Source organism: Streptomyces sp. NPDC005151, assembly GCF_053599875.1.
In genome coordinates, this window is record NZ_JBSFYR010000031.1 from 1 (window position 1) to 26,376 (window position 26,376).

18 protein-coding genes and 3 pseudogenes are annotated in these 26,376 nt (G+C 70.3%); 8 read left to right on the forward strand and 13 right to left on the reverse strand.

The window, feature by feature from the left end:
• Positions 1-127: 127 nt before the first annotated feature.
• Positions 128-667 carry an MFS transporter gene (locus ACWD6R_RS18400; protein ID WP_451819631.1) on the reverse strand — a complete coding sequence of 180 codons (540 nt, stop codon included), beginning with the start codon at positions 665-667 and terminating at the stop codon, positions 128-130.
• Between the two features lie 267 nt (positions 668-934).
• On the opposite strand from ACWD6R_RS18400, the pseudogene ACWD6R_RS18405 reads away from it, so the two are divergent.
• The 5 genes and pseudogenes from ACWD6R_RS18405 to ACWD6R_RS18425 form a co-directional block, all read left to right on the forward strand.
• A pseudogene (locus ACWD6R_RS18405) lies at positions 935-1,126 on the forward strand (helix-turn-helix domain-containing protein); the annotation flags it as partial.
• Between the two features lie 145 nt (positions 1,127-1,271).
• Entirely contained in the window at positions 1,272-1,775 is a 504-nt protein-coding gene (locus ACWD6R_RS18410; RefSeq protein WP_451819632.1) for a nucleotide triphosphate diphosphatase NUDT15, read from the forward strand.
• A gap of 108 nt (positions 1,776-1,883) precedes the next feature.
• The gene (locus ACWD6R_RS18415; protein ID WP_451819633.1) at positions 1,884-2,378 is read left to right on the forward strand and encodes an FBP domain-containing protein; all 495 of its coding nucleotides are present in this window, start codon (positions 1,884-1,886) and stop codon (positions 2,376-2,378) included.
• Between the two features lie 632 nt (positions 2,379-3,010).
• Positions 3,011-3,673, forward strand: coding sequence for a response regulator transcription factor (locus tag ACWD6R_RS18420; RefSeq protein WP_451819687.1), 663 nt, complete (start codon positions 3,011-3,013; stop codon positions 3,671-3,673).
• On the forward strand, positions 3,670-5,040 hold the full coding sequence (locus ACWD6R_RS18425; protein WP_451819634.1) for a sensor histidine kinase: 1,371 nt from the start codon (positions 3,670-3,672) through the stop codon (positions 5,038-5,040). The genes ACWD6R_RS18420 and ACWD6R_RS18425 overlap by 4 nt, the downstream gene beginning before the upstream one ends.
• On the opposite strand, the gene ACWD6R_RS18430 is transcribed toward ACWD6R_RS18425, so the two are convergent.
• On the reverse strand, positions 5,021-5,830 hold the full coding sequence (locus tag ACWD6R_RS18430) for a COG4705 family protein (RefSeq protein WP_451819635.1): 810 nt from the start codon (positions 5,828-5,830) through the stop codon (positions 5,021-5,023). The two genes, ACWD6R_RS18425 and ACWD6R_RS18430, sit on opposite strands and share 20 nt — an antisense overlap.
• A 367-nt stretch (positions 5,831-6,197) precedes the next feature.
• Here ACWD6R_RS18430 and ACWD6R_RS18435 point away from each other — a divergent pair, with 367 nt between their 5' ends.
• Positions 6,198-7,445, forward strand: coding sequence for a winged helix-turn-helix domain-containing protein (locus ACWD6R_RS18435; protein WP_451819636.1), 1,248 nt, complete (start codon positions 6,198-6,200; stop codon positions 7,443-7,445).
• A 408-nt stretch (positions 7,446-7,853) separates the two neighbouring features.
• Here the strand turns inward: ACWD6R_RS18435 and ACWD6R_RS18440 are convergent, their stop codons facing one another.
• Positions 7,854-10,550 carry a SpoIIE family protein phosphatase gene (locus tag ACWD6R_RS18440; protein ID WP_451819637.1) on the reverse strand — a complete coding sequence of 899 codons (2,697 nt, stop codon included), beginning with the start codon at positions 10,548-10,550 and terminating at the stop codon, positions 7,854-7,856.
• A gap of 586 nt (positions 10,551-11,136) precedes the next feature.
• On the opposite strand from ACWD6R_RS18440, the gene ACWD6R_RS18445 reads away from it, so the two are divergent.
• Together ACWD6R_RS18445 and ACWD6R_RS18450 are read left to right on the forward strand one after the other, a co-directional pair.
• Positions 11,137-11,376: a hypothetical protein gene (locus tag ACWD6R_RS18445; RefSeq protein ID WP_451819638.1), complete on the forward strand. Its 240-nt coding sequence runs from the start codon at positions 11,137-11,139 to the stop codon at positions 11,374-11,376.
• A pseudogene (locus ACWD6R_RS18450) lies at positions 11,370-11,768 on the forward strand (hypothetical protein); the annotation flags it as partial. The gene ACWD6R_RS18445 and the pseudogene ACWD6R_RS18450, both read left to right, overlap by 7 nt.
• Before the next feature lie 544 nt (positions 11,769-12,312).
• Here ACWD6R_RS18450 and ACWD6R_RS18455 read toward each other — a convergent pair.
• The 10 genes and pseudogenes from ACWD6R_RS18455 to ACWD6R_RS18500 all read right to left on the reverse strand — a co-directional run.
• Positions 12,313-13,158, reverse strand: coding sequence for an ABC transporter permease (locus ACWD6R_RS18455; RefSeq protein WP_451819639.1), 846 nt, complete (start codon positions 13,156-13,158; stop codon positions 12,313-12,315).
• On the reverse strand, positions 13,155-14,108 hold the full coding sequence (locus ACWD6R_RS18460; RefSeq protein WP_451819640.1) for an ABC transporter ATP-binding protein: 954 nt from the start codon (positions 14,106-14,108) through the stop codon (positions 13,155-13,157). The genes ACWD6R_RS18455 and ACWD6R_RS18460 overlap by 4 nt, the downstream gene beginning before the upstream one ends.
• The gene (locus tag ACWD6R_RS18465) at positions 14,101-15,342 is read right to left on the reverse strand and encodes a hypothetical protein (RefSeq protein ID WP_451819641.1); all 1,242 of its coding nucleotides are present in this window, start codon (positions 15,340-15,342) and stop codon (positions 14,101-14,103) included. Before ACWD6R_RS18465 ends, ACWD6R_RS18460 begins: the two co-directional genes overlap by 8 nt.
• Complete coding sequence (locus ACWD6R_RS18470) at positions 15,339-16,403, reverse strand: thiopeptide-type bacteriocin biosynthesis protein (RefSeq protein WP_451819642.1); 1,065 nt, start codon at positions 16,401-16,403, stop codon at positions 15,339-15,341. Before ACWD6R_RS18470 ends, ACWD6R_RS18465 begins: the two co-directional genes overlap by 4 nt.
• Positions 16,403-19,135 carry a lantibiotic dehydratase gene (locus tag ACWD6R_RS18475; protein ID WP_451819643.1) on the reverse strand — a complete coding sequence of 911 codons (2,733 nt, stop codon included), beginning with the start codon at positions 19,133-19,135 and terminating at the stop codon, positions 16,403-16,405. The genes ACWD6R_RS18470 and ACWD6R_RS18475 overlap by 1 nt, the downstream gene beginning before the upstream one ends.
• Before the next feature lie 12 nt (positions 19,136-19,147).
• On the reverse strand, positions 19,148-20,779 hold the full coding sequence (locus tag ACWD6R_RS18480; RefSeq protein WP_451819644.1) for a SagB family peptide dehydrogenase: 1,632 nt from the start codon (positions 20,777-20,779) through the stop codon (positions 19,148-19,150).
• Between the two features lie 66 nt (positions 20,780-20,845).
• Complete coding sequence (locus ACWD6R_RS18485) at positions 20,846-22,792, reverse strand: TOMM precursor leader peptide-binding protein (protein ID WP_451819645.1); 1,947 nt, start codon at positions 22,790-22,792, stop codon at positions 20,846-20,848.
• 82 nt (positions 22,793-22,874) lie between these two features.
• The gene (locus ACWD6R_RS18490; protein ID WP_451819646.1) at positions 22,875-23,015 is read right to left on the reverse strand and encodes a hypothetical protein; all 141 of its coding nucleotides are present in this window, start codon (positions 23,013-23,015) and stop codon (positions 22,875-22,877) included.
• A 186-nt stretch (positions 23,016-23,201) separates the two neighbouring features.
• Positions 23,202-25,190, reverse strand: a complete 1,989-nt coding sequence (locus tag ACWD6R_RS18495) for a TOMM precursor leader peptide-binding protein (protein ID WP_451819647.1) — start codon at positions 25,188-25,190, stop codon at positions 23,202-23,204.
• An 878-nt stretch (positions 25,191-26,068) separates the two neighbouring features.
• Positions 26,069-26,214: pseudogene (locus ACWD6R_RS18500) on the reverse strand (tetrahydrofolate dehydrogenase/cyclohydrolase catalytic domain-containing protein); the annotation flags it as partial.
• Between the last annotated feature and the right edge of the window lie 162 nt (positions 26,215-26,376).

Below are 26,376 nucleotides of genomic sequence, written 5' to 3' on the forward strand. Positions count from 1 at the left end.
CGCCGAGTACGAAGCCACCTACTACCTCCAGAACCAGCCAAAACCGCTGGTCACAGCCACAACTTAGAGTCTCTACCGAACCCGGAACGATTCACGGTCTGTCAGCCACCGCGACCAGAAACTGACGTCATTTCTCGTGAACAACCACGACCTTCAAGATCGCCAACTGCTGCCCAAACCGGCAGACATCCGCTGCTGCTTGAAGTGAACGAAGCCAGACCTGACCTGGCATGTCGAGCCGCTGCGCCCGGGACTCCGGCACGAACACCGCGCTCAGTGCCAGGGCGACTACGATGACCGGCGCGTTGACCCAGAACACCGAGCGCCAGCCGATACCCGCGATGAGAGCACCGCCCGTGACAGGACCAGCGGCCATGCTGAGCCCGAAGACCGACGCCCAGACACCGATCGCCTGCGCTCGCTCCTTCGGGTCGGGCATCGCGTTCACCACGATCGCGAGAGCCACGGGACTGAGCATCGACGCGCCGATTCCCTGGAGAGCGCGGGCCGCGATGAGCACGCCCACCGAAGGGGCGATCGCGCAGACCAGCGAGGCTGCGCCGAAAACGACCAACCCGAACGGGAACACCCGTCGGCGTCCAAAGCGATCCGCCAGCGCACCGGAGGAGATCAGGAGACTGGCCAGGACCAGGGTGTAGGCGTCCACCGTCCACTCGAGCCGGCGAGTCCCGGCATCCAGGCCGCGCGCCCGATGGCCGGCAGACCCACGTTGATGATGGTGGTGTCCAGACTCACCAGGAACATGCTCAAGCAGCAGACGGCCAGCACCGTCCAGCGTCTGCGTGCGCTCAGAACGGGCTGCACAGCGTGAGTCGTCGCGGTCACGGCCTACCTCTCAAGTCCGGGAACATCTGTGCGGCCATGCTCGGGTCGGAGGACGACCACCGCCCAGCAGATTTGCGAAGACTGCAAAATGGCCTCCATGGACGAGGAACTGGAGCAGATACTCGACGGCATCGGGCCGCGACTGCGCGCGCTGCGCCGGGACCGCCGACTCACGCTGGAGGCGCTTGCCGCCACGACCGGGTTCTCGGTGAGCACGCTGTCTCGTCTTGAGTCAGGCAAACGGCGCCCGACCCTGGAACTGCTCATCCCGCTCGCGCGTAAGTCGTCCGCGCGAGACCGTCTACGGCCGATCCCGCCCCGGTGACCAGCACAACCCCACCGTCAACAGCGTCATGACCAAGTACACCTGCGCCGCCGCACCCGCTGCACACCGAGTGCGGCGGCCCCGCCTCTCGAGGAGCACCATGAAGGCCCGTCCCCCGGAGAACCCCACACGCAACACCCGTCCACCCGTCGCCCAAGCGGCACTCGGTGTGGGCGTCATCGTGCAGGACGAACAGGGGCGCATCCTGCTCGGCAGGCACCACGGCGGCACCTGGGAGCTGCCGGGCGGGAAGGTCGACCCGACACACGAGTCGATCGCCGCCGCCGCCGTGCGTGAGCTCCGTGAGGAGACGGGTCTCGACGTTCCCGAGGACCGGGTGAGGGTCTTCGCGATGCTCCACGACGTGGTTGCCGGCATCAACCGCGTGACCATGGCCGCCGTCGTATCGGTGCGGGACGCGAACCCGCGGGTGACCGAACCCCATCTGATCAGCGCCTGGCAGTGGACCGGACTCGACGCCCTGCCGGGACCGCTCTTCGCCCCTTCGGCGCAGATCCTTACGGCCTGGCGCCCCGATCTGAACGTCGACCATCCCCCCGCGCACCGCCTGGACATCAGGGCCGCCACCGGAGACGCCTCATGACCTAGGGTCTTTCGTTTGGATCAGGCGAGCCCGGCACGATCCGAACGAGAGGCCCTAGGTCAATTAACCATTTGCCTAGGAGTCATAGGCAAGATTAGCGTTCTCGGCATGAAGGCCGTGACTGAACAGGACATCCGCGCGTCGTTCGTCAATTGCTCGAAGGGAGAGGCGAAGCGTCTGCCGATGCCGCGCGATCTTGCCGAGCAGCCCTGGAACGACCTGGACTTCCTGGGGTGGCGCGATCTCGCCGCGCCGGGTCGCAGCTACATCGTCACCGAGCACGACGGCGAACTGACCGGCATCACTCTCCGGTTCCCCTCCCAGCAGCGGGGTTTCCTGCACCGCAGCATGTGTTCGCTCTGCCTGACCACACACCCGGGCAGCGGTGTCTCCCTGATGACCGCCCCCAAGACGGGCCCGGCCGGGCGGGAGGGGAATTCGGTCGGGGTGTACATCTGCACCGATCTCGCCTGTTCCCTGTACGTACGCGGGAGGAAGGTCCCGGCCTCCGGCGGCCGCTTCAAGGAATCGCTGACGCTGGAGCAGCAGGTGGAACGCACCAGGGCCAACCTCGCCGCGTTCCTGCGCACGCTCTTCGTCTGAGCCCGGTCACGCGGATCCGCCCAGCGGGATCAGCAGGGTGAACGTCGTGGGTCCGGGGCTCGCCAGGACAAGCCAGCCGCCCGCCGCTTCGGCGATCTCCCTGGCCAGTGCGAGGCCGATACCCGTTCCGGTGCCGGTCGTGTGTGAGGTCGCCCTCCGTGACGGCCCGACAGGTGTGGGAGAGGTCCTCCAGGGGTTCGGAGAGGGCGCGGGCCTGGCGACGGGCGGTGAAGACGGCCGCACCGAGGGCGAGCAGGGCGATGCCCAGCAGTGCGAGCCATGCCGTGATCAGGCGTCGCCACACGGCGCCCGTGTCGGAGGAGGCACGCACGACCCCGATCACCCGTTCGTCGTGGGGAACGGGGACGGCCACCACGAGCTGACCACCATCATGAGCGCGTACGAGCTTTCCGGCGGCCGCCCGGCGGACGGGTCCGCCCGCGTCGGCCGGTCCCGTGCCTGCCGCGGATCACCACAGTGCGAGGACACGGCTACCGTCTGGAGACCGACGGTGCCGGTCACGATCACAGCGGAGCATGAGCCGGCCACTTTCGTCTACAGTCCTGTAGACGAAAGTGCTGCGACCGGGCTGCGGGCCCCCGACAAAGGACTCGACTGCCGTGACGGAACTTCTGCAACGCCGCGTCCTGGTCGTCGAGGACGACCACGGGCTGCGCGATGTGCTCGCCCGCGGACTGCGCGAGGAGAACTTCGCCGTCGTGACCGCCGCCAGCGGAGCCGGCGCCCTGCGCACCCTCGACGACCGAGTGGATGCCGTCGTCCTCGACATCGGGCTGCCCGACTCGGACGGCCGGGACGTGTGCCAGGCCATGCGTTCGGCGGGGCTGCAGGCCCCGGTGGTCTTCCTCACCGCGCACGACACGCTCACCGACCGGCTCTCGGGCTTCTCGGCGGGCGGCGACGACTACCTCGCCAAACCCTTCCACCTGGCCGAGCTGGCCGCCCGGATCCGCGCGGCGCTGCGCCGCGCCGGACCGGACCCTGTGGTCGAGCTGGCGGAGCTCCGGCTCGATCCCGTACGCCACCTCCTGGAGGTGCGCGGCAAGCCGGTGGCGCTCACCCCCACCGAGTTCCGCCTGCTGGCCGCACTGATGGCGGCGCCCGGAACCACCGTACGCAGACGGGAACTGCTGCGCGCGGCCTGGCCCGACGGGGCTCAGGTCAGCGACAACACGCTCGACCAGTACCTGACCCGGCTGCGCCGGAAGCTGCGCGAGGCGGACAGCCCACAGGAGATCAGCACCGTACGAGGCATCGGGTACCGACTGATATGAGACGGTTCCGCATCATCGGACGACTCCGCGCCGCACTGCCCCGCACCCTGCGGGGCCGCCTCGCCCTGCTCGCCCTGGCCTCAGCCACCGCCTGGGTCGCCGCGCTCACCGTCGCGTTCAACATAGTCCTCGCCGGACGGCTGAACAGCCAGGCCGCCGACCTGCTGCAGACCCGTGCCGCGGCGGTGGCCGCCACGGTCGAGGCGCGCCCGGACGGCAGGATCGTCGTCCACGAGCCGGCCGACGACCGTGCCCTGGATGTCGGCACGTGGATCTACCGCGGCAGCACGGCCGTCGAACGGCCGAGCGCGCCCGCCGCGCTCCAGCGGCAGGCGGACGGGCTCACCGGCCAGGGCATCAGATACCAGGAGTCGGGCGGCAGGAATGCCTCCCGGCTGTACGCCCTGCCGGTGCGCGCCGGCAACCGGCAGACCGGCACCGTCGTCGTCGCCGTCTCCCTCGACCCGTACCGCAGCACCGCCCGCGCCGCCCTCGCCGGTTCGGCGGTCCTCGGGCTGCTGCTCCTGGCCGGGGTGTATCTGCTCACCCGCACCATCGTCGAGCGGGCCCTGCGCCCGGTCGCCGAGATGAGCACCCGGGCGGCCCGCTGGAGCGAGCTCGGCGCCGCGGAACGCTTCGGCACCGGCCACCGCCCGGACGAGCTCGCCTCGCTCGCCACCAACCTCGACGAACTCCTGGACCGGCTGGCCGCCGTACTGCGCCACGAACAGCTGCAGACCGCCGAGCTGTCGCACGAGCTGCGCACCCCGCTGGCCCGCATCGTGGCCGAGACCGACTGGCTCACCGCCCGGCCACGGGACGCGGCCGGACAGCACGCCTCCCACGAGGCGATCGCTGCCGCAGCCACGAGCATGCGGCACATCTGCGACACCCTGCTGTCCGAAGCCCGCGCCCGCACCGAGCAGCCGCCCGGCCGCTGCCGGCTGCCCGCATTGGCCCATCACGTGGCCGAGCAGTACGCGCAGCAGCACCCCGACGCCCCGCCGCTGTCCGTACGGGGCGGCGCCGACGTCACCGCAGGGGTCTCCCCCGCGCTCGTGGAACGCATGCTCATGCCGCTGCTCGACAATGCCCGCCGCTACGCCGCCACCGCCGTCACCCTGATGTACGCGCAGACCCCGGCCGGTGTCGAGCTCGCCGTGACCGACGACGGCCCGGGTGTGCCCCCGGAGACCGGGGCGGAGGTCTTCGAGCCGGGCCGCCGCGCCGACCCGGACGACGGTCATGACGGGGCCGGTCTCGGGCTGGCCCTCGCCCGGCGGCTGGCCCGCGCGTCCGGCGGCGACATCGAGTGGGACCCGGCCGCCGCCGGAGCGCGGTTCGTGGTCAGCCTTCCGACGGGCTGACGGGAGCGGGCGTCGCGTCCCGCCGGGTCACCGTCAGATAGCTGACGAGTGCCAGGATCAGAACGAGGAAGATCGCGCTGGTGCCGACCGTACCGAGGCCGAGACCGCCGTCGGCGCGCGCCTGGGAGAGGTAGTCGCCGAACGAGGCGCCCAGCGGGCGGGTGAGGATGTACGCGATCCAGAACGCTGGGACGGCGGCGAGGCCGAGCCCGTAGTGGGCGGCGGCCACGGCGGCGATGAGCACGGCGAACAGCACTGCGGACACCCAGTACCCGAGGTCCATCCGCTCCGCCGTGAGGTCGCCCGCCGAGGTGCCGAGTGCGAACGTGAAGAGGATCGCCGCCCAGTAGAACGCCTCACGGCGGACCGTGTGAATGGAGTGGATGGAGAGCGTCCGCTCGCTCCCGTACCAGGCGGCGAACACCGCGACGAGCAGCACGGCGAAGACTGCCGTCGTCGTCTCCAGCGCCACCCCGAAATTGTCCGTGAGGTTGTCGCTCACCAGCGTGCCGACCACGCTGATCAGCACCACGGCGAGCCAGTAGAGCCCGGGGACGTACTTCTTGGCCCGGAACTGGAACCAGAGCGTGCCGATCAGCAGCACGGCCATGATCAGCGACGTGTTCGTCAGCCCCAGACCGAGGTTGTCGTTGAGGAGATCGGCGGCGGTCTCGCCCACCGTCGTGCACAGCACCTTGATCACCCAGAAGTAAACCGTGACTTCGGGGACCTTGTTCAGCATCTGCCGAGCCCCGGCGCGTGCCGGAAACGCAGCTGTTTCGTTCGTCATGAATGGTGAGGCTGGCACGGCGAACCTGAACACATCCTGACTGCTTCTCCACGGCCGGCCCCGGTGCGCCCATGCCCGCTGTCGAGCGTGGCGCGCGGACGGCTTCGCGGGGAGGCCGTAAGGTCCGGGCGCAGCCTCCGGCCCGTTTCCTGGTTCGCCGAGCGGGGCGCCCTTGGGTTCGACGAGTCCGCATGCGCGCCGGCCCGGTCGCGGGTGATCGAGCGACTCGGGGTGCAGGAGGCGCTGCCGAAGCCGGCCGCGCCCATCGACGACGGCGCCCCGCTCCGGCGTCGACGGGCCTGGCATCGTAGGGCCTGCCTTCGGCCTGTCGCTCACAGGCTCGGACGACAGAGTGAGGAGTTCCACGATGCCCACACCCCAGCCGTCTCTGACGATCAGTCAGGCAGATGCGCGCCGGCTGGCCCTCGCGCGACAGCATCTGGCGGCCACCCGCCGGCCGGCGGACCCGGAGGGACTCCGCACCGTCCTGCGGTCGCTGCGCTACCTGCAACTGGACCCCGTCGACGTCGTGGCGCCGAGTCATGAACTCGTCCTCTGGAGCCGCCTGGGCCCACAGGCCGGCACCCATCTCCCCGGCCTGTGGTGGCAGGACCGCTGGCTGTTCGAGTACTGGGCCCACGCCGCGGCCCTCGTCCTCACCGAGGACTACCCGGTGCACCGGGTGACGATGGACGCCTACCCGCCGAAGAACCGGTCGTACACGGCGGGCTGGATGGAGGCCAACGACCGTCTTCGCACCCATGTGTTGGACCGTCTCGGCGAAGGTACTCCGCTTCCCACCAACGCCTTCGAGGACTGCGCGGTGGTGGACTGGCCCTCCACCGGCTGGACTGCCGGCCGCAATGTCGAGCGGATGCTGACGTTCCTCTGGCTGCAGGGCAGGATCATGGTGGCCGGCCGCACAGCGGGGCAACGGCTGTGGGGTCTCCCGGACGCCTGTCTGCCGCCCGACGCCGACCGGAAACCGGTGTCACCGTCGGAGATGGTCACCACGGCCACGGAGCACACCCTGCGCGCCCTGGGGATCGCGCGCCCGCTGGACATCAAGCAGTACTTCCTGCGCGGGCAGTACCCCGGCCTGCCCGAAGTGCTCCGAACTCTGAAGGAGCAGGGCCGTGTCGTGACGGTGCGGATCGACGACGGTGGCGGCCCCGCGTCCGAGACGTGGTACGTGCACCGCGATGCGCTGGGCGACCTGGAGTCGATCCGGGCGGGCGAGTGGGAGGGACGCACCGCGTTGCTCTCCCCGTTCGACAACCTGATCAACGACCGGCGCCTCACCGAACGGCTGTGGGGCTTCGCCTTCCGTAACGAGATGTATGTACCGAAGGCCAAACGGGAGTACGGCTATTACCTGTTGCCGATTCTGCACGGCGACCGCCTGGTCGGCCGGGCCTCCCCGCGCTTCGACCGGAGCCGAGGGGTCCTGACCGTCGAGGGTCTGTACCTGGAGGCCGACGTCAAACCGACGGCAGTGCTGCGCCGGGCGGTCACCGCGGAGCTCGCCGAACTGGCCACCCTCATCGGCGCCACCGACGTCGCGTACGGCGACACGATGCCCGAACGGTGGCGTTCCGTGCTGCGACGGTCCTGAGCCCGGCGCTGCCCTGCCGCAGCCGGCAGCCTCGGCCCGGCCGGCCGCCACTCGGCCGGCCCCCGGGGAGCCGGTGGTGACGGTGGGGCCATGAACAGCCAGGACGGGTGCGCCACACACGGAGAAGGCGGTACCGGATTTCTCCGATACCGCCTACGACCTGTTCGGAAACAAGTCGGGACGACAGGATTTGAACCTGCGACCCCTTGACCCCCAGCTTTTACCAGGATCTCGTTCGCCTTCTTGACCTCGGCCAGGTCGCGACGAACGCGCCGCAGCTCGTCGCTGGTCAGCGCGCCAGAGGGCCCCTACCGCTTGCTCATGGTGCTCTTGCCACTCACGATCTGGACGGCTTCCTCCGGGACTCAACCGTCCCAGTATCAGGTTGCCCAGTTCAGCGGGGGAACTTCACAGTGTCGGTTCGTCCCACTGATCCATCAGGATGTCGCCCACGGCGCCACAGAGCCCGGCTGCGGCGTCGTCCAGGGACTGTTCGGTCCAGATGACCTTGCCGCGGGCGGTGTACCGGGTGCCCCAGCGCTGGGCGAAATGGGCGACGAGGAACAGTCCTCGGCCGCCCTCGTCGGTGGTGGCTGCCCGGCGCAGGTGCGGGGAGGTGCTGCTGCCGTCGGCGACTTCGCAGATCAGGCTGTCACGGTCGTGCAGCAGGCGGAGCCTGATGGGTTCGGCGCCGTAGCGGATGGCGTTGGTGACCAGTTCGCTGAGAATGAGCTCGGCGGCGAAGGCGACCTGGTCCAGGCCCCAGGTCTCGAGCTGGCGGGCGCAGGCAGCGCGGATGGGGGCGACAACAGCCGGATCGGAGGGCACGTCCCAGTCGGCCACCCGGCCCGGGTCCAGCAGCCGGGTGCGGGCCACTATCAGGGCGATGTCGTCGCTGGGGCGGGCAGGCAGCAGGGCGTCGAGTACCGCCTGACAGGCCTGCTCCGGGGTCTGGTCGGGGTGTGCCAGGGCATCTCTCAGGAGTTCGAGGCAGGTGTCGATGTCGCGGTCGCGGTCGCGGTCCGCGATGAGTCCGTCGGTGTACAGGGCGAGCCGGGAGCCCTCGGGCAGGTGCAGTTCGGCGGTTTCGATCGGCAGGCCGGAACCGAGGCCGAGCGGTGGTGAGACGGGGACGTCGGGGAAGGTGACGGTGCCGTCGGGGTGGACGAGGGCGGGTCCCGGATGGCCGGCCCGGGCGATGCTGCAGCGGCCTGAGACCGGGTCGTAGATCGCAAACAGGCAGGTGGCACCGGTGATGCCTTCGCTCTCACCCTCGGCGGTCTCGCTCTGGTCAATGTGGGCGACCAGCTCATCCAGGTGGCTCAGGAGCTCGTCGGGGGACAGGTCGAGGGCGCAGAAATTGTGGACGACGGTGCGCAGGCGGCCCATGGTGACGGCCGCACGCAGGCCGTGCCCGCCGACATCGCCGACGACCAGGGCGACGCGGGCGCCGGGCAGGGGGATGACGTCGAACCAGCCCCCGCCCACCCCGGCCCGAGCGGGCAGGTAGCGGTATGCCACCTCCAGGGCCGACTGGTCGGGCAGGGCGCGGGGCAGCAGGCTGCGCTGCAGGGTGACCGCCATGGTGTGCTCGCGGGTGTAGCGGCGGGCGTTGTCGATCGCGACCGCCGCGCGGGCGGCCAGTTCCTCGGCGAAGGACAGATCCTCCTCCGCGAAGGAATCCTTCTCCGAGCGCCAGAAGTCGACCATCCCCAACACCACGCCGCGGGCCTGCAACGGCACGGTGATCAGCGAGTGGATACCGAAGTCCAGGACGCGCCCCGCCCGCTGGGGATCCTGCGCCCGCCAGCCCGGCGCTGCACGCAGATGGGGCTCCCACACGGCGTGACCGCTCTGCAGCCCTTGGGCCTGCGGCATCGTCGGCAGGAATGTGATCCTCTCACCCACCGGGTACAGCGGGTGGTCGTCCCGGACGCCGCGCACGGCGGTGCGGTGCATGGTCAGGCTTGCGCCGTCCGGCTCCTCACCTCGCTGGACGGCATCCAGCAACTCGACGGTGACGAAGTCGGCGAACCGGGGAACCGCGATCTCAGCCAGTTCCTCGGCGGTCCGCACCACATCCAACGTGGTGCCGATCCGCACCCCGGCGTCGTAGAGCAGTCGCAGGCGTTCCTGTGCCATCTCAGCCCGGCCCGCCAGTGCGCGCAGCTCAGTGGTGTCCCGCAGTGTCGCCACGCTCCCGGGCGGCCCCCCGTGCGGGGCGGTCGGCCGCAGGTTGACCGCCAGCAGCCTCTCCCCCGCCAGGATCACCTCGTCGGTGGCCGCTCGGCCAGAGGCCAGCAGCGTGGCAGTACGCGGGGCCAGGCCGAGCTCGGTGACTCGCCGGCCCGCCACGTCCTCGGGCAGATCCAGCAGTCGGCACGCCTCGTCGTTGGCCAGCAGCAACCGCCCCTCGCCACTGATGACGAGCACGCCTTCCCGAACCGAGTGCAGGACCGCGTCGTGGTGCTCGTACATCCGCGTCATCTCAGCCGGATCCAGACCGTGCGTCTGTCGCCGCAGTCGCCGGCTCACCAGCGCCGACCCGCCCGTGACAAGTACCAGCCCGCCGACGGCGGCACCGAACAGCAGCGGCAGCTGTTCCACCACCCTCTCGTTCACGCTCTTGACCGTGATACCGACGGACACCAGCCCGACGACCTTGTCGTCGGTGTCGAAGACGGGGACCATCGTGTCCACGGCGCGGCCGACTCCGGGCGTGTTGTAGGTGGCTTGGTGCACCTTGCCGGCGAGCGCATCCGCGTAGGAGCCGACGACGTGCTTGCCGATCAGGTCCGGGTCGGGGTGGGTCCAACGGATACCGGCCGGACTGAACGCGATGACGTAGTTGACCTTGGCCAGCTTCCGGGCTTCTTCCGCACGCGGCTGCAGCAGTGCACTGGGGTCGGCGGATTTCATGGCTTGCAGCGTCCCCGGGGCGTGCGCAAAGGTCTCGGCGCCGACGAGCGAGCGCTCACGGGCCTCCTGCAGGCTCGCACTCCGGGCCTGTAGTGCGAGGGCCGCCACCGCAGCGACGACGAGCAGCATGACGACCGCCACCTGCAGGATGAAGACCTGGCCCGCGACGCTGTGCACGCTCAGCACAGAGGGCAGGCGTGCTGGCGGCCGATGCGGGGCCTCGTGGTCGTCCTTGGGCCGGGCCGGCTGCCCGATTCCTGGACGCCGGGCCTCACGCCGACGACTCCGCGTACGCCACCCGGTGAGGGGACGGGAAAACGGTACGAAGGATCGCCAAATTTTAGGTATATCCACATTTCTAGTATTGGTGGCCCCCAGTAAGCCAGCACGCTGCACGACCGAAGGGTGGTGGCTGCCGATCCGACGCCCCCACGGCAAGGTGCGGCTGCTCCCGTTCCTGCCGTGGCCGGAACGGAAGGCTGTCCTGGCCGGGCCGCTGGAGCGGGTAGCCCAATGGCCCGTCCACCTGCCGGAGGGGCCGCACGGCAGATAGACGGGCGGTACTGGGGTGGGGAGGGGAGGGGTCAGTGGGTGAGCCGCGCGTCGAGCTTGTCCTGCAGCCAGGTGTGGAATTCGCCGATGTGGTGCTCGCTGGGCACCAGGACACTGTCAACGCTCTCGCAAAGTTGAACACCTGCGAGTCCCGGAAAATTGACCCCCGGGGTCGTACGGGCTGGTCGAGGCACCGCCCTCGACCGGCCACCATTGGCGCATGGAAGACGACCTCCCGACCGTGACGGTGCGCCTGTGGCGTGCGGATGCCATCGTGCTGTTCGACTGGCTCGCGAGCACGGACCTGGACTCGGTGCCGGGCGCCCATCCCGCTCAGAAACAGGCCCTGGCCGACTTGCTGTCGCGTCTGGAGTGGGCCGCGGACACCGATGTGACCGGGGCGACTGCCGAGGAGGTCGCCGCAGCCCAGCAGGAGGTCGCCCGGGACATGGGCTGGTAACTCAGCCGTGCTGGGTGCGGTTCTCCTTCGCCAGGAGCTCGCGTCGTCAGATCGCCCGGGTCCGGTACGAACCCGCCGACCGGATCTGGCTCGCCGCGCTCTCTCGGCTTATCCCGCACGACCGCTGGCTCCAGGTCTTCACGGTCACCCCCACCACACTGCTGCGCTGGCATCGTCAACTCGTTGCGCGGAAACGGACATTCGCACCGAGAGGTCGCCCTGGTAGATCGTCCACCGCACCCACCGTCAAGCAGCTTGTCCTGCGCCTGGCCAAGGAGAACAGCACCTGGGGCCACCGCCGCATACAGGGCGAACTCGCGCGCCTTGGCTACCCGATGGCCCCGTCCACGGTCAGGCAGATCCTGCACGCCGCTGGCATCGACCCCGCCCCGGCCACCGTCATCGACCTCCAGGCCCACCGGATCCGACCACGGCCCGTCCTCGGCGGCCTGATCAATGAGTACCGCCACGCTGCCTGACCGAATGGCATCGCCGCAGCGCACAGCATCGAATCATATTTTCGAGCGGCACAGGCAGTTCGGGGACGTGGACGATGGTGTCCACGCCGGCGCCGCCCAGGACGAGGACGTCGGTCTCGGTGCTCATGGAGGTCGGGTGCTTCCTCTCGTCGACTCAGAGCCTGTCGGGTGACCTCTGATCGGGCGGCCACGCCCTGGCACGCACGCTTCCCGCGTTGCCGAAATGCCCTAGTAGCTCCTTCCCCAAGCTCTCAGCTTCGTTCGAGCAGGGGAGACCCCATCCGAGGACCTTCCAGCGCCTTGGAATCGCACGCACCAGACCGCGTCCGCTTTCCGATCGAAGGTCACCCGACAGGCTCTCAGGGAGCTGAGAGAGTCAAACAGCCCGCCACACACATGGCAACAAGTTGCAGAAACTTTCCGCAACTCCCTTTTCGCCGACTGGGATCAATGTCGCTCAGGTCACGTCCCGCCGGTTGACGAACAGGCAGGAGAGGCCGAGGCACACCACCACGTACGCCGCGAGTACCAGGCTCGCGGACAGGGGGCCCGAAACCGAGACGACCCCGGGAATCGAGGTGCTCGGCTTGCCGGACGGATCGAGGGCGGTGGCGAGCGACCCGGCGCTCGGTCCGATCAGCAGCCGTTGCACCCACTTGAGGGCGGGAAGGGTGCCGGCCAGTCCGGAAACGAGGTTCTCCAGAGCCAGCAGCCAGAGCAGGCCCACTCCGATGGCCGCCCCGGTACCGCGCAGCAGGATCGACAGGAAGATGCCCAGGCTCGCCGCGGCCATGCTGATCAGCCAGACGGCGCCGATTCCGCCCAGCAGCGTGGCCGCGTCCGGCCAGTGGGCGGGGCGGCCGGTGAGTGCCGCGACGAGCCCGCTCGCCCCCGCGCTCGCCGCCAGCACCAGCACCGTGACGCACAGGACCGCCACCGCTGCCGCCATGGCCTTCCCGAGTACCGCCGAGCTCCGGCCGGGTCCTTGGACCAGAAGGGTGCCCCAGGTGCCCCACCGGTACTCCCCGCCGACGAGGACAGCACCGAGGATCAGCATCAGCGCGCTGCCGAACATCGGGTACAGGTCGACTGTGCCGGACAGGAACTTGTCCGGCAGCACGCCGCCGATCAGCTGCTCCGGATCACCCGCCGAGCCGACCGGCCGGTTCCTGATGGCCAGCCAGACGATGTACGGCACCACCATGCCGAAGGCCACCGCCAGGCCGGCCCATGCCCCGCCGACGACCCAGGCACCGGGACGCTTGCGTGTCGCCAGCAGTTCGGCCCGAAAGACGCCGTTCAACGGCCCACCACCTCCATGGATTCCGGTCCGGTGGGCCGGTGGCCCTCCACCAGGTCGAGGAACACGTCCTCCAGGGAGAGGACCTGCTTGCGCAGTTCGCTGACCTCCAGCCCGTTCACCACCAGCAGCCTGTTGACGGCGGCCGCCTCACGCGGGTCGACGACCACGCGCAGCTCCCCGTCGCCGACGGTCGCCGAGCGGACCGCCGGCAACTGCCGTACGAGCTCTGCGGCACGCTCGGGCGAGTCCACGGTCACCGTCAGACCGCCCTCGCCGACCCCTCGGCGCAGCTCGGCCACCGTTCCCTCGGCGATCAGCCGGCCGTGCCGGATCACGCCCACCCGGTCGCACAGATGCTCCACTTCGGCCAGCAGATGGCTGGACAGCAGCACCGTGCGGTTGTCCCGGCGCAGTCCGGTGATCAGCTCGCGCATGCTCGCCATGCCCTCCGGATCGAGGCCGTTGGTCGGCTCGTCGAGGATGAGCAGAGCGGGGTCCTTCAGCAGCGCGGCGGCCACCGCGATGCGCTGTTTCATGCCGAGCGAGTACGCGCGGAAGGCGACATCCGCCTTGGCCGTCATCCCGACTTCTTCGAGAACCTGCTCGATGCGGGCCGTGGGTACGGACGCGTAGCCGGCCAGGACGCGCAGATTGTCCCGGCCGGACAGATGCGGATACAGGGCCGGTGCCTCGATCAGTGCTCCCACCCCGCGCAGGCTGCTCCGGGTCCCGGCGCGGTGGCCCAGCACCGTGGCGGTCCCCGAGGTGGGCCGGATCAGTCCCACCAGCATCCGCATGGTGGTGCTCTTCCCGGACCCGTTCGGTCCGAGGAATCCATAGACCTCGCCGCGCCGGACCGTCATGTCGAGGTCGAACACACCGGTTTCCGGGCCGTACCGCTTGGTCAGCCCGCTGGTGCGGATCGCGATGCCGTCGCCGCTGTCAGGCATCGGCGGCCTGCCGTTCACCGGAGCGGCCTCGCGCGGCCAGCCCGAGGATGCCGGCCGCCACCACGGACTCCACGGCGAGGATCACCACCGCCCACACCGGGCCCGTCCAGCGCTGAAGGGTGCCGAACCACACCCACATCAGCGCGCAGTAGGCCGCCACGAGGAGCAGGAGCGAGGTGATGCCGTAGATCGCGTAGGCGCGTGCGTCGCGGGGCGGGTAGGCGCTGAGCTGTGCCCGGGCGGCGGAGTCGCGCCGGCGCAGTCGCAGCCGCCAGAACCGGTAGGACTCGCGGCGCAGGTCGACGATGTTCAGCGAGTGGGTGAGCATGACGTAACCGTCCGATCGCAGAACCGGCAGCAGACTCATCACGGCGGCTCCGCTGCCGAACAGCAGCAGCCCGGCGGCGAGCGAGCGCCCGGGCACCCCGTCACGGGCCAGCAGCCACCAGGCCAGCACCGGTACGAGCGCCAGCAGACTGACGAAGACGCCCGCGAACGCCGTGCCCACCCGGGCCCTGCGTCGGTGGAAGAGCACGATGTCGTCCGTGCGGCAGTAAGGGGTCAGCATCGGAAACCGCCAGCTGAGCCCGATCTCGGTGACCGTGCCGCCGAAATGGCGGCAGGTCACGCCGTGGGCGAACTCGTGCAGCACGGTGATGCCCCAGAACAGCAGCATCGACAGCGGCACGGTGATCACCCAGGACCTCTGGTGCGTCGCCTCGTGGGTCAGGGTGGACAGGTGCGTCCAGACGAACACCTGCAGACCGGCCACCAGGACGAACGCGGGGATCAGGAACGCCGCACGGAAGGCGAACGCCAGCCGGGTGGCCAGAGCGGCGCACAACCGGTCGGGGCGCAGCATCACCCAGCGCCGGCGCAGCCGGCTCTGCCGCGCCGACTCCTTGGCCTCGTGGGCCTGTCTGAGCTTGTCCAGGGCCGCGTCGTCGGCGTATCCGTCGAGCAGTTGGTAGCGGCCGAGCATGGTGAACATCTGCTGCCAGTGTGCGGGCCCGAGCCGGCGGTCGTAGGTGTCGGTGTAGCTGCGTCCGATGTCCTCGAGGGTGTGACCGCCGTCCATCAGCCCCATGATGAAGTGCTCACGGGGGCCGACCCGGTAGTAGCAGCCGGTGCGTGCGTCCTTGACGTGGTGCACGGTCTTCGGGCCGGAGCGCAGGGCGGGGCCGAGTACCACCTCGGGCCGGAGCCGGGGCCGGTCGTAGGCCGTTCCGGTCACCGCAGCGCCTCCTTGGGTGCCATGTCGGACAGCGCTCTGCAGATGACGTAGGAGAGATAGATCTCGTCCAGGATGCTCACCCCGAGCCGGTTGTTGGTCATGTGGACGTAGGAGCTGAGCACGATGGCCAACGCGTCCTGCGGGTCCGGTACGGCTCCGTCACGGAACGTCAGGTGTCCGGCGTCGGCCAGTTTCAGTACGCGGTCGCGGAGTTCGGCGCAGTGGGCGAGCCAGGACCGCTCCAGCGGGGTGGGCGACGCCGCCACGTCGCCCCAGGCACTGTCGCGCACATGCCGCAGCCGGGGCACCAGCCGGTCCTTCATCCGCTCGTAGGAGCGGTCGAAGCGCTCGTGCTGGCTGTCGCTCGGCTCCTGGTACGAGGTCTCCCACATGGTGCGGTAGCGGACGAGGAACTGGGCCACCGCGTCCTCGTCCCGCAGCAGGGCGAAGCACAGTCCTGCCGTCAACTGCGCGGCCTGGCCGAGCAGTACGGTCCGCACATGCACGTTGGTGGTCTCCAGCAGCGCCATCACCGTCTCACTGGACTCCTGGAAGTGCCACTCGGCCAGCTCCATGCCGGCCGGGCCACCATAGCGGTCCAGCTCGCGTTCATAGGCGAGGGGCGCGACGCTGTTGTTGTCCCGGAACGGCATCTCGCCGTCGGCGCCGTAGCGTTCGTTCCAGCGTTCCTCGGTGTACTCGGCGAGGAACATGTTCTTGTAGAGGTCGCCGCTGGAGTTGCGGTCCTCCTCGTAGAGGGCGGGGCGCTCGCGCAGGTACGCCTCCAGCCTCTCCCGCGCCGCGCGGGCGACTTCGCCGGCTGCCGAAGCGTCGGCCGGCAGCAGACGCAGCCGGATGTGCGGGCCCTCCAGCCAGTAGCGGATGAAGAACCACGAGCGCAGCAGGCTCCGTTCACTCAGGCGTGACATCAGCGGCCGTATGCAGTGCACCAGTACCGGGTTGGCGTTCGCGGCGTAGAAGACGTGCAGGCTGATCCAGCCGTCGCCGTCCTGCTCCGTGTCGACGGTGCCGCCGTCGTTCGATCCTCGCCTGCCGTCCATCACCGCTCCGTATCCGTTCCGTTGACGCCGTCGAGCTGGACCGTGAGTTCGGTGACGTACCGGTGCCGGCCGTCGCGCAGCCACATCTGGTCGGGGCCGGGCAGCATCTCCGTGAGCACCACCGCCGAGGCGCTCTTGCGGACCGCGGTCTCCAGCAGCCGGACGCACGCGTAGGAGTCGAAGTCCACGTACTGCGGCTTGTGTTCACCACCCAGCGAGGCGAACACATGACGCGGGAGCCCCGCGTCGCGCTGCCATTCCCGCCACGCCAGGAACCACTCCTCGTCCGGCTGTCCGGCCACCGCCGGCGGCAGCTGGTCGGCGGCGAACCGCCAGGTCTTGCGCTGCAGCACCACATTGCCGAGCCGCACACGGGGGAGGACACCGCTCGCGCCCTCCTGGACGCCGGTGCCCTCCCACAGGTCGAGCTGGACCATGGTGGTGCAGGAGAAGTTCAGCAGCACCTGCTGCACCTCGGGCAGCGCCATCGGCAGCAGGAAGCCGAGGTAGACGGGGATCACCTCGACGCCCAGACGGCGGGAGCACAGCCGCAGCCGGTCGGTGGCCGCGTCGTGCTCGACGACCAGGTCCTCCACCGGGATCCGCTCGTGCGGCGGGCGGAAGCTGGTCTCTCCGGGGCAGACGATCTCGTAGGGGGTGACGACCGGGTGGAGGTTCAGGTTGGTCGCGTCGTAGCCGCCCTTGAGCTCGGCGAACACGGCTCCCTCCGGTACGGCGTCGTCCAGCGAGCGGCGCAGTGACGCGGTGAGGGCGTCGTCGAAGCAGTGCGCGAACCGGGAGAAGAGCAGGGTGAGTCCGGAGTAGACCCGGTTGACGACCACGACGGGGTCCTCAGTGCCGTTCTCGGCGAGCTGAAGGAAGAACGACAGCGACCGCAGGTCCTCCGTCCGCGGCAGCAGCTCCTCCACGGTGGCCAGGAAGTCCTCGTCGAGCTCGACGTCGGCTCCCCGCGCGCGGGCTCCGCCGTACCGGACTCTCATCTCCTCGGCCACGGCGGCGCGGGCGCGGTCGATGCCGGCGATCTCCTCCTGCCGGAACCAGTTGTCGTACGGACGCAAGGTGGTGCCGTCGAAGCGCTGATGGCGCATCAGGCGCTGGTTGTAGTTGTCGTAGAAGTCCTGGTTGAACTGGTGGGCGAAGGACAGGAAGTCCTCGCAGCGGCCGCCTTCGCCGTAGCGCGCCCGGAAGAACCCCTTGGTGACGAGCCTGCGTACCGCGTTCCCGTCGAACGCCGGGAGGATCCGGGCCAGTTGGCGCAGGCCGGGGGTGAGCTGCCGGGTCCATGCCGAGGCGTCGCCGGTCACCGCCAGCCCGGACAGTGTGGTGTCCTCATAGACCAGGGTGCGCAGGACCGGTGTGTCGTCGCGGCCCAGCAGGCGGTGCGTCTCGGCCACCGACTCCTTCACGTGGGCGAGCAGTTCACGCCTGCGGGCCAGTCCGGCCCCGGCGAACCGTTCGACGTCCGCGCCCATCCGCTCGACGAGCGTCGCGATGTCGTCGGCCCAGCTCGTCCCCATTCCCCGTAGCCCGCTTCGGTAGGTGGAGACCGGGTCCGGGTCGTGGATGTCGATGTGCAGATCCGGCACGACGAGCAGGCCGAGCCTGAGCAACTGGGCGAGATACCGCTCCACTTCCGGCTCGGGGCGCTTGGCGTCCATCGCGCACAACTGCCGTACGGCGTCCTCGAACCGCAGCGTCGTGCCGTCGCCGAACAGCTTGAGCACATCGGCGAGTGCTTCTCCGCCGGGCAGGAAGAACAGGCTCTCGTGGACCGCGTCCAGGGTGACCGCCGCGTCCGCGTTGCCGTCGGCGCCACGCAGCCTGCGCAGGTAGCGGACCCGGTCCTGGTACACCTGCGTTCCGCTGGTGGCCCGGACCGGCAGGTCATGACGGATCCGGGGGTTCGTGGTCAGCAGTTCCGAGAGTCTGGCGAGTACCGCGATGTTCAGCCGGGTGCTGCCCCGCTTCTCCCACCCGTCGACGGACGCGACGAGCGGCCGGCCGCCGGCCTCGGCGAAGTGGCCCGCGGACACCGCCGTCAGGGTGCTGAACGGGCTGGTCTTGCACGCGGTGCGCAGCAGGTACTCCAGCAGTGACCGTTCGATGCGCCTCTCCCGCTTGCTGAGCGGGCCGTCGGCGCGGTGCAGGTAACCGTCGAGATACTCGTCGAGCGACGGGGACGACAGCTGGATGCCGTGCCGCAGGTCCGTCTCCGTCGCCGCGCGCCGCAGCTCCCGCCGGGCCGCGGCACTCTCCTCGGCCAGGATGCCGGAGCCGGTCCGCAGCAGCGCCCCGTGCCGCTGCCGGTCGGCGGACCACTCGCGCAGCTCGGCGAGTTCGGTGGCCGCAAGCAGCGGCTCGGCTGCCGCCAGGCCGCGTGGCGCACGGGCGTTGAAGACGTCGCGGCGCAGGTTGATCAGCGTCCGGCGGGCCGCCGGGTCGTCGAGGCTCTGTGCCACCCGCTCCTGCAGGAAGTCGGCGAGCCGGGCCCCGCGCTCGCGCAGCCGCCGCCGCGCGTCGAGCACGCCGTCCGCCCACGCCGCGCTCGCGGGAGTGGCCAGCGCGGCGGCGGTTTCGAAGGGGAGACCGCCGACGCGCAGCATGAACCTCGGCACCAGGTGCCACCGCACGTGCTCCGCGCTCTCGTGGTCGGGCAGGGTAGCGGCCGACGCCACACGTGACGTCGGCGCCGGCAGCGCGCTGGATTTCACGAATCAGCCCTCTCAGACCAGCCGGTAATCGAAGTCCGCGCTGTCCGCGCGTTCGTGGCCGAGCAGGACGAAGAGGAAGGTTCGCTCGTCCCCGTCGTCGAGGCCGGCCCACTCGTCGATGGCGATGTTGTCGAAGCCGAGCACCGCCCCGCAGCCGACGCCCAGCGCGGCAGCGGCGGTGTAGGCCGTCTGCGCCACCGCGCCCACCTCGGAGTTGAGCACCCGGTAGCCGCGGCTGCCGTAGGCGTCGAGCGTGCTGCGCCACCGTCCCGAGATCGCCAGCACGGCGCCGACCTGCTCCAGGTTGTAGTTGCTCAGGTAGTAACTGTGTTGCAGCTTCTCGGCGAGCGGCATTTCGCACACCACACGCAGCCGGTGCCCGCCGCCGTCGTAGCGGTAGGTGCCGCTGGGCAGCCCGGCGACCCGGTTCGCCAGTACGTACAGCCCCGTCAGCCCCACGTCGTCGGGCACCACGTCCGAGACGTACCGCTGCCCCGACACCGTGCCGGCCAGCACGGTCCCCAGTTCGTCGAGGCCGAGCGGGCGGGAGCGGGTGAACGAGCCGAAGCTGGTCCGGCGGGAGCGCAGCGTCTCGCCGATGTCCGGGCCCAGCCGGTCGGTCAGCGGCTCGGGAAGTACGACGTCCTCGCCCCCGACGGGCGGGACCGGTACGAGTCCGCGCGCCGCCTCGGGCTCCGGGCGCTCGCGGCGGTCCGCCAGGACCGCATGGTGCACCTGCTCGACCTGCTCGAAGGTGCGGGTTCGCGCCGACCTCTCGAAGCTCGGCCGGTCGATCAGACCGACCGGGCCGTCGCGGTCCGCCGGACCGGTCGCAGGGCCGGCGGGCCCGCCGAACGGCAGCGGGACCACGGCCAGCGCGCACTCCTGGTCGGTTTCGAGTCCCAGCAGCCGGTTCAGCCGTTCGTCGTCGAACCACAGCACGCGGGTGAGGCGTCGGCCCGTGCCCCGCGCGATCAGCTCCCAACTGCCCAGCAGCGCACCGGCGTCCTGGGTCACCACGTGGTAGCAGAAGCTGTTGTACTTGAAGGAGTTCTTCCAGAACCGCACGGTCACCACGAGGAAGCCGTCGGACTCCCCGGCCCCGGTCCCGGTCCCGTTCCCGGACTCGCACGCCGCGCGCACCTCATCGGTGAGATCACCGGCCAGCAGGCGCTCGAAGCCATGGTGCGCCGTCGAGTAGTGGTAGACGCCGGGGGTCAGTGGACCACCCGGCCCGGCCACCCAGTACACCTCCAGCGGGTACATCCCGCCCCCGGATGCGGTACCCCTCCCCCACAGCGCCTCCGGGTACAGCGCCCGCACATGGCTGTCCTGGTTCCAGCTCACCCGCAGCCTGCGGTCGAGGACGCCGTAGGACAGCCGCAGCAAGGCGGCGAGCGAGTCGAGCGTCCAGGGCGGGCCCTGGCCGGCGGGCGGTTCGCCGAGGAGTACGTCCGCGGCGCAGGCCAGCGGCAGGCCGGTGCCCGCCGGCAGGGGGAAGCGCCGCACCCCCAGGTAGGTCTTGTGCCGGGAGGGCTGGTCCTCCCAGTCGGGGGTGAATCCGACCGGCTCCATCGGCTCCCGGCCGCGCCGGAACACCGACTCCACATAGTCGCTCACGACCTGCGTGCGGTTCTCGGACACGGGATCTCCTTCTTCGGCCGGGGCTGGCGCCGGCGGGGACGGCTCACGGAAGGCAGCGGGTACAGCTCACGGGAACGGGTGCGGCCTGCGGTTCAGCCCCGTGGGACCGAACCCCTCGTCGCGGGCGTGGATCTCCGCCAGCGCGCCGTCGAGGTAGGCCTTCAGCCGCGGGTGCTGCAGTACACGCTGCCGCTCCCAGCCGAAGTCGATCGGCACCAGTCCCGGCGCCAGCACGCTCAGCGTGCGGATGCCGGTGCCGTCCTGCTCCGGACAGGTCTGGTCCACCGCGACGACGTCGCTGCCCACCTCGCGCAGCCGTTCCATCACGAACCGCGCGTCCTCGGCCAGGTCCAGGCTCTCGGGCCGCTGCGCGAGCCACGGGCCGTACAGCTCGTCCATCGACCGGGGCGGCGCCGCGTCCAGCAGGAAGTCGACCGCCGGTGCCATCTCCGGCAGGCCGTACAGCAGCGCGTGGTGGGTGAGTTCGTGCACCCGGTTGTAGTCGGTGACCATCGCGCGCAGGTCGGGCAGTTTCGCCTCCACCCGCTCGTCCATGCCCGGGATGTAGGAGGCGGTCTCCGCGATCGCCGCGCGCACCGCCTCCACCGGGTCGAGGCTCGCGCCGGCGGCGAAGCACAGCCGGCCCATCCCGCCGTCCAGCCGCTCGGCCACCGCCATCACCGCGGGCACCGGGACGTCCACGCGCATGTCGAACAGGCGCATCCGGTAGCCGAGCCTCGCGACCCGGTCCAGTACGAACTGGACCTCCTCGTCGACGACGGTCGCCTGGTCGATCTCCGGAAGCTTCGCCGCGCCGTACCAGCACAGCAGGAACGCGTCGCGCTCGATGAGTTCGAGCATGCCGTGCAACAGCGCCTCCTCGACACTGCTTCCGCTGGCGCAGCCGTTGGAGCACTCCTGGACGAACTTCCGGTCCGGGCGGCGGTCCAGGTAGAACACGAACTGCTCGGGCACCAGCAGCGGCCGCTGCTCACCGAACGAGTAGCCCCAGACCCAGTGGGTCGGGGTGTCCGGATGGTAGGGCTGGTAGTAGTCGTTGTGTCCGACGTAGAACTCGGGACGGTACGAGCCCATCGTCGCGGGGTCGAGGGCCTGCGGCGCCAGTTCGCGGTAACTGCCGTACGTCTCCGGCTGCTTTGCCCGTGGGAACTGGCCCGCGTACCGCTCCAGGCCCTCCAGGATGCCGTACCGCTCGCTGCTCGCCGAGCTCTGCGACTGCCCGCTCCACCACATCTCGTGGTAGTCGTACTTGCTGCGCACCCGGAAGTACCCGCTGACGGGCAGGGTGGCGCTGCACTGGTAGACGCGGCGGGCCGCGCTCGCCAGCGCTCCGCACACCTCGTTGACCAGGCCGGTGGTCGGCAGGGTCAGGTCCGCCGCCGACGCACCCCGGTAGGTGGTCGGCCCCGGCTTCGGTCGCGGGCCGAGCGGCAATCTCGCGCCCTCGGCGGTGTCGGGCACCGGGGTGGCGCAGCTCTCGCACTCGGAGTCAGGGATCAGGTCGTGGCGGCCGACCGTCAGATCACCGGTCCGCAGCTCCACGATCCGTCCGATCCGCCGGTCGCCGGGGGCGACTTCGCCGTCGGCCGTCTCCGCGTGCACGATCTGCGCGATCTGCTCCAGGGCGAAGGCGGTGAGCGATTCGTCACCCGCCACCCAGGCGTCCGCGCCGTCCTCGATCGGCCCGCGCTCCTCGACCGGGCGCAGCGCCAGCCAGCGGCGGTCCAGGCAACGGCCGCACGGCCGGCTCGTGCCGTCGGCCCGGTGCAGCGGCCCCATCAGCACCGTCCCGCCGTACAGGCGCACCGGGTAGACGAGTCCTTCGGCCGACCGCTCCCTGCTCGGCGCCGGCCGCTCCGGCAGGCCGAGCACCCCGACGTCGACCGTGACGCCCGCGCCGGCGCGCCCGGCCAGATAGTCGCGGACGACGCCGGTCACCCGGGGGTCGTCCAGGACCGTCGCGGTGGTCACCGCGTTCGACACCACATTCATCCGTCCACCCAGTCACTCCGAAGATGGGGGTGCGGCTGCCTGCCTCGGCGACGGGGACCGTCGCGTCGGGCAGCCGCACGTGTCAGCCGGACGACCGGGCCGGCGGCAGGTGCTCACCGGCCCGGTCAGCTGCCTGCGTCAGCTGGTGCTGCTGCTGCAGGAGCAGCAGCTGCTGGTGGAGCAGGAGCAGCAGCTGGAGCACGAGCAGGACGAGCTGGACCACGCCAGCTCGACGGACTCGTCAGTCATCTCTTCGATCTCGAACGTCGCACTCTCCAGAGCGCTCAGTTCGTCTCGGAGCTCAACGGACATGGCGATCCTCCCCTTCGTGATGGTGGGATGTGCACCCGGAACCGGTGTTCCGAGAACCATGGCGCGCCTCGAGAGCGCGGACCGGCTCGCTGTCGCGCTACTGCGCAGCGAGCAGGATCGTTCCAGTGACCATCGCGCGGATCGCGCTCAGGTCGATCGGCGTCGTGTCGACGAACAGGGCGCGCGTGCCGTCGGCGTCCAGCCGGCCGAGCGCTTCGGACATCGGCACACCGGGCTGGTCGAAGGACCACTCGGCCTTCGCGTCGCCCTCGGTGAGGGTCCTGGGGTCGAAGTCGGCCACCAGCGGGTCGCCGGGGTCCATGGGCGCGCCTTCGTAGTGCCGGCCGACGGCGAGACCGACGGCGTCCCGCACCGCCTCGCGTACCGCGGCGCGCACCGACAGCGCCGAGCCCGTCGCCCAGTCGACCGCCCCGCCGTCGGCGCCCTCGACCACCGCGAGCACCGCGAGGGCCGGTGCGGCGCCGGGCAGCGCGTAGACCCGGGCGGTGTGGCCGATGTGCCGCAGGTTGCCGAGCGCGAACGCCGTCTCCTCGTCGCCGGCCAGCCACTCCTCGGTGAGCGGCAGGGCCGGGTCCTCGCCGCGGATCGCGCGGACGAGCCCGCGCTGCGCCAGCGCCGAGCACAGCCCGCGTTCCTGTACGTCCGCCGCGGTCCAGCCGGCCGCCGCACCCGCGGGGCTCGGCTCGAACAGCAGCCGGGAGTTGGCCGGGGAGAGCGGGTGGACGGCCGCGGCCGGCACCTGCCAGCGGCTTGAGTCGTGCAGTGACACCGCGGACAGCCGTGCCCGCATCGCCGGCTCCTCCTCGGGTGCGGGCAGGCCGCTGAACAGGGCGAGCCGCTCGGCCGGAACCAGTTCCCCGTCCAGGGGGGCCGCCTCGTCCCGCAGCCCGACGGGCCCGAGCCGGCCCACGTAGCAGGCGACCGCCACCTGCACCGAGCGCGTGCGGGCGACCAGGACCGTGTCGGTGTCGAACGCGGCGATCTCACGCGCCCCGTCGGTCAGCGAGCCGGCCGGCCCGAGCCGCACCCGGCCGGTCTTGAGCGGGATCTGCCGGATCGAGTCGTCCGTCCAGCCGGACATCACGCCGAATCGCGGGGAGACCAGAACAGCCGCACGCCCATAGGCGTCGCTGTCGTCCGCGGGCGGGCGTACGGCGTCGTCGGGCTTCACCCGCTGGTGCCGCATCGGGCATCCGGGATGCGGCAGCACCCGTTCGCGGCCGGCCTCCAGCGTGGTCAGATCCTGGATCACGGCGTGCCGCTCGTCGTCCGGCTGCAACTGGCCGGTGCGCAGCCTGAAGACCTCGAACGCGACGGCGTTGCCGGCCATGGACTGCGCCACCAGGCCGCCGGCCGGGGCATCGCCGCCGGCCGGGCCGACCGCCAGTGAACGCCAGAAGTCGGCCATCAACCGAGGATCGGAGTTGGCGGACAGCCGAAGCTGCGCGCACACCCAGCACGGCTGCTCCGCGGGCCCGGAGACCGGCCCCACCACCATGCGGTCCGGGTCGGCCACCACCGGGACCAGGCGCGGGCCGTGCGGAACGCCGTGCAGCCGTTCGGCCAGTTCGAGCAGCGCACCGCTGCGCGATTCGTCGGCCACTGCCACCACGACGTCGAACGGCGTCAGATCCTCGGGGGTCGACGGCATCACGACGACGTGTGCCGGTGCGCCCGCGTCCGCGAGCCGGGCCGTCTCGGTGTCGAATTCCGATCCCCACGCGGCGTCGTCCAGCGCGATTTCGGCCAGTCCATTGCGCAGCAGGCCGCGCACCGCTGCCGCCGCTACGCCCCCGGGTGGGCCGCTGACCAGGACCCGGGAGGAACGGAACCGCGCGAAGAGTTCCTGCGGCGTCCGCTGGTCCGCGTGCATGAAATGTTCCACGAAATTGATCTGCGGCGCGAACAGATCCGATACGACGGCCGGCAGCAGCTGCACGTCAGGGCGCGGGACGGCGCGGGCGAAGCCCCGGTCGAGCAGGGTGCGCATCAGTCCGACCGCGGTTTTGCGTCGGGTGTCGTCCAGCCCTTCACATAATTCCGCGATGCTGGATTCGCCAGTCATTCGAGGACCGAGGAAGGACATCCACTCATATGCGCCGGCGCCTTTGAGGACGCAGGAAGTCTCTGAACTTCTGAGATAGATTCCGGTGTCGACGCGAAGGAATACCACGTCATTACGCAGCCGGGGTCTTATCTCCATCAGAGGTGCACGGTCGATCGTTTGCATATCGCCCCTTCGCAGGATCGTACGCCTCTCAACGGTGGGGCATCGCTACCCGCGTCCACCGGGGAGGATTCTGTCGCCCATGCCATGGCCGCGTCAACAGCCCGTACCGACTTCAACGAGTGGTATCCGTTTGGTCCGCTTTTGGAATCCTTGGCAAACGGCGGCGACGCAGGATCCCTATAGGGTCACGGCCTCGGGGCATTATCAGGCTCCGCCGGCGGCGCATTTCGGGGCTCGTCCAGCCGCACTCCGGCCTGGATTTGCTGAATGACACTTAGCGCCCGGCCAAAATCCGCCGACGCCCCACGACCGGCGAAACGCAATCGACCTTGAGCGGAATCACTGTGTAACCGGCGGTAGCCCCTGGTGTTGACGCGTCCTTTACCCGGCAAGGCGATCTCGATCGCAAACAAGTCACCGGTGCGCAGGTGACCCGGCATTCGGCAGCGCGCCCCGTGGTCCCCGACTGACTCCTGAACCGGTGGTGACAAGCGCGCCACTACCCCTCCTCGCAGCAGACCCGGATGCCGATACCCTCTGCCTGGCCACCGCCTACGCCCCCGACGCCGGACGGCCCGGCTCACCTGCCGTACCCAGGGACAGCGACTCGACTTGCACGCATGGGACTGTCAGTGCTGACTGCGACACTGATCGTAATCGCCAGGCGCGATCACCGTGCAGCGCCCCCCGCAAGCGGGGTGGCTCATTGTCGGGTCGGTGGTCGTGGTGGCGGCGGGCAGGCCGATGTGCCGGGACTGGATGCCTGCCCTCGCGCGCCGGGCCCGTTTCATGCGCATGTAGGTGACGGAGCGGGGTCCTCTCCCGCCAGCACCGTCGCCAGGCAGGGGCCGGTCCCCGTATCGCCGTGCCTCGGTGAGCGCGACGCGCACGAAGACGATGTACACGCCGTGGACTCCTCCGCTGTGCAGGATGTTCAGGTGGCCCAGGAGTTCCTCAATCGCCGAGGCGGTCACCTTCGGAAGCGGCCGGCTGTCTCCTCTCGCTAACCGCCCTGGGTGGG

Excerpts from the sequence above, each read along its gene's own strand:
- ACWD6R_RS18410 (WP_451819632.1), top strand. The coding sequence starts at position 1,272 with ATGAAGGCCCGTCCCCCGGAGAACCCCACACGCAACACCCGTCCACCC.
- ACWD6R_RS18415 (WP_451819633.1), top strand. The coding sequence starts at position 1,884 with ATGAAGGCCGTGACTGAACAGGACATCCGCGCGTCGTTCGTCAATTGC.
- ACWD6R_RS18425 (WP_451819634.1), top strand. The coding sequence starts at position 3,670 with ATGAGACGGTTCCGCATCATCGGACGACTCCGCGCCGCACTGCCCCGC.
- ACWD6R_RS18430 (WP_451819635.1), bottom strand. The coding sequence starts at position 5,830 with ATGACGAACGAAACAGCTGCGTTTCCGGCACGCGCCGGGGCTCGGCAG.
- ACWD6R_RS18435 (WP_451819636.1), top strand. The coding sequence starts at position 6,198 with ATGCCCACACCCCAGCCGTCTCTGACGATCAGTCAGGCAGATGCGCGC.
- ACWD6R_RS18445 (WP_451819638.1), top strand. The coding sequence starts at position 11,137 with ATGGAAGACGACCTCCCGACCGTGACGGTGCGCCTGTGGCGTGCGGAT.
- ACWD6R_RS18460 (WP_451819640.1), bottom strand. The coding sequence starts at position 14,108 with ATGCCTGACAGCGGCGACGGCATCGCGATCCGCACCAGCGGGCTGACC.
- ACWD6R_RS18470 (WP_451819642.1), bottom strand. The coding sequence starts at position 16,403 with ATGGACGGCAGGCGAGGATCGAACGACGGCGGCACCGTCGACACGGAG.
- ACWD6R_RS18485 (WP_451819645.1), bottom strand. The coding sequence starts at position 22,792 with ATGAATGTGGTGTCGAACGCGGTGACCACCGCGACGGTCCTGGACGAC.
- ACWD6R_RS18495 (WP_451819647.1), bottom strand. The coding sequence starts at position 25,190 with ATGACTGGCGAATCCAGCATCGCGGAATTATGTGAAGGGCTGGACGAC.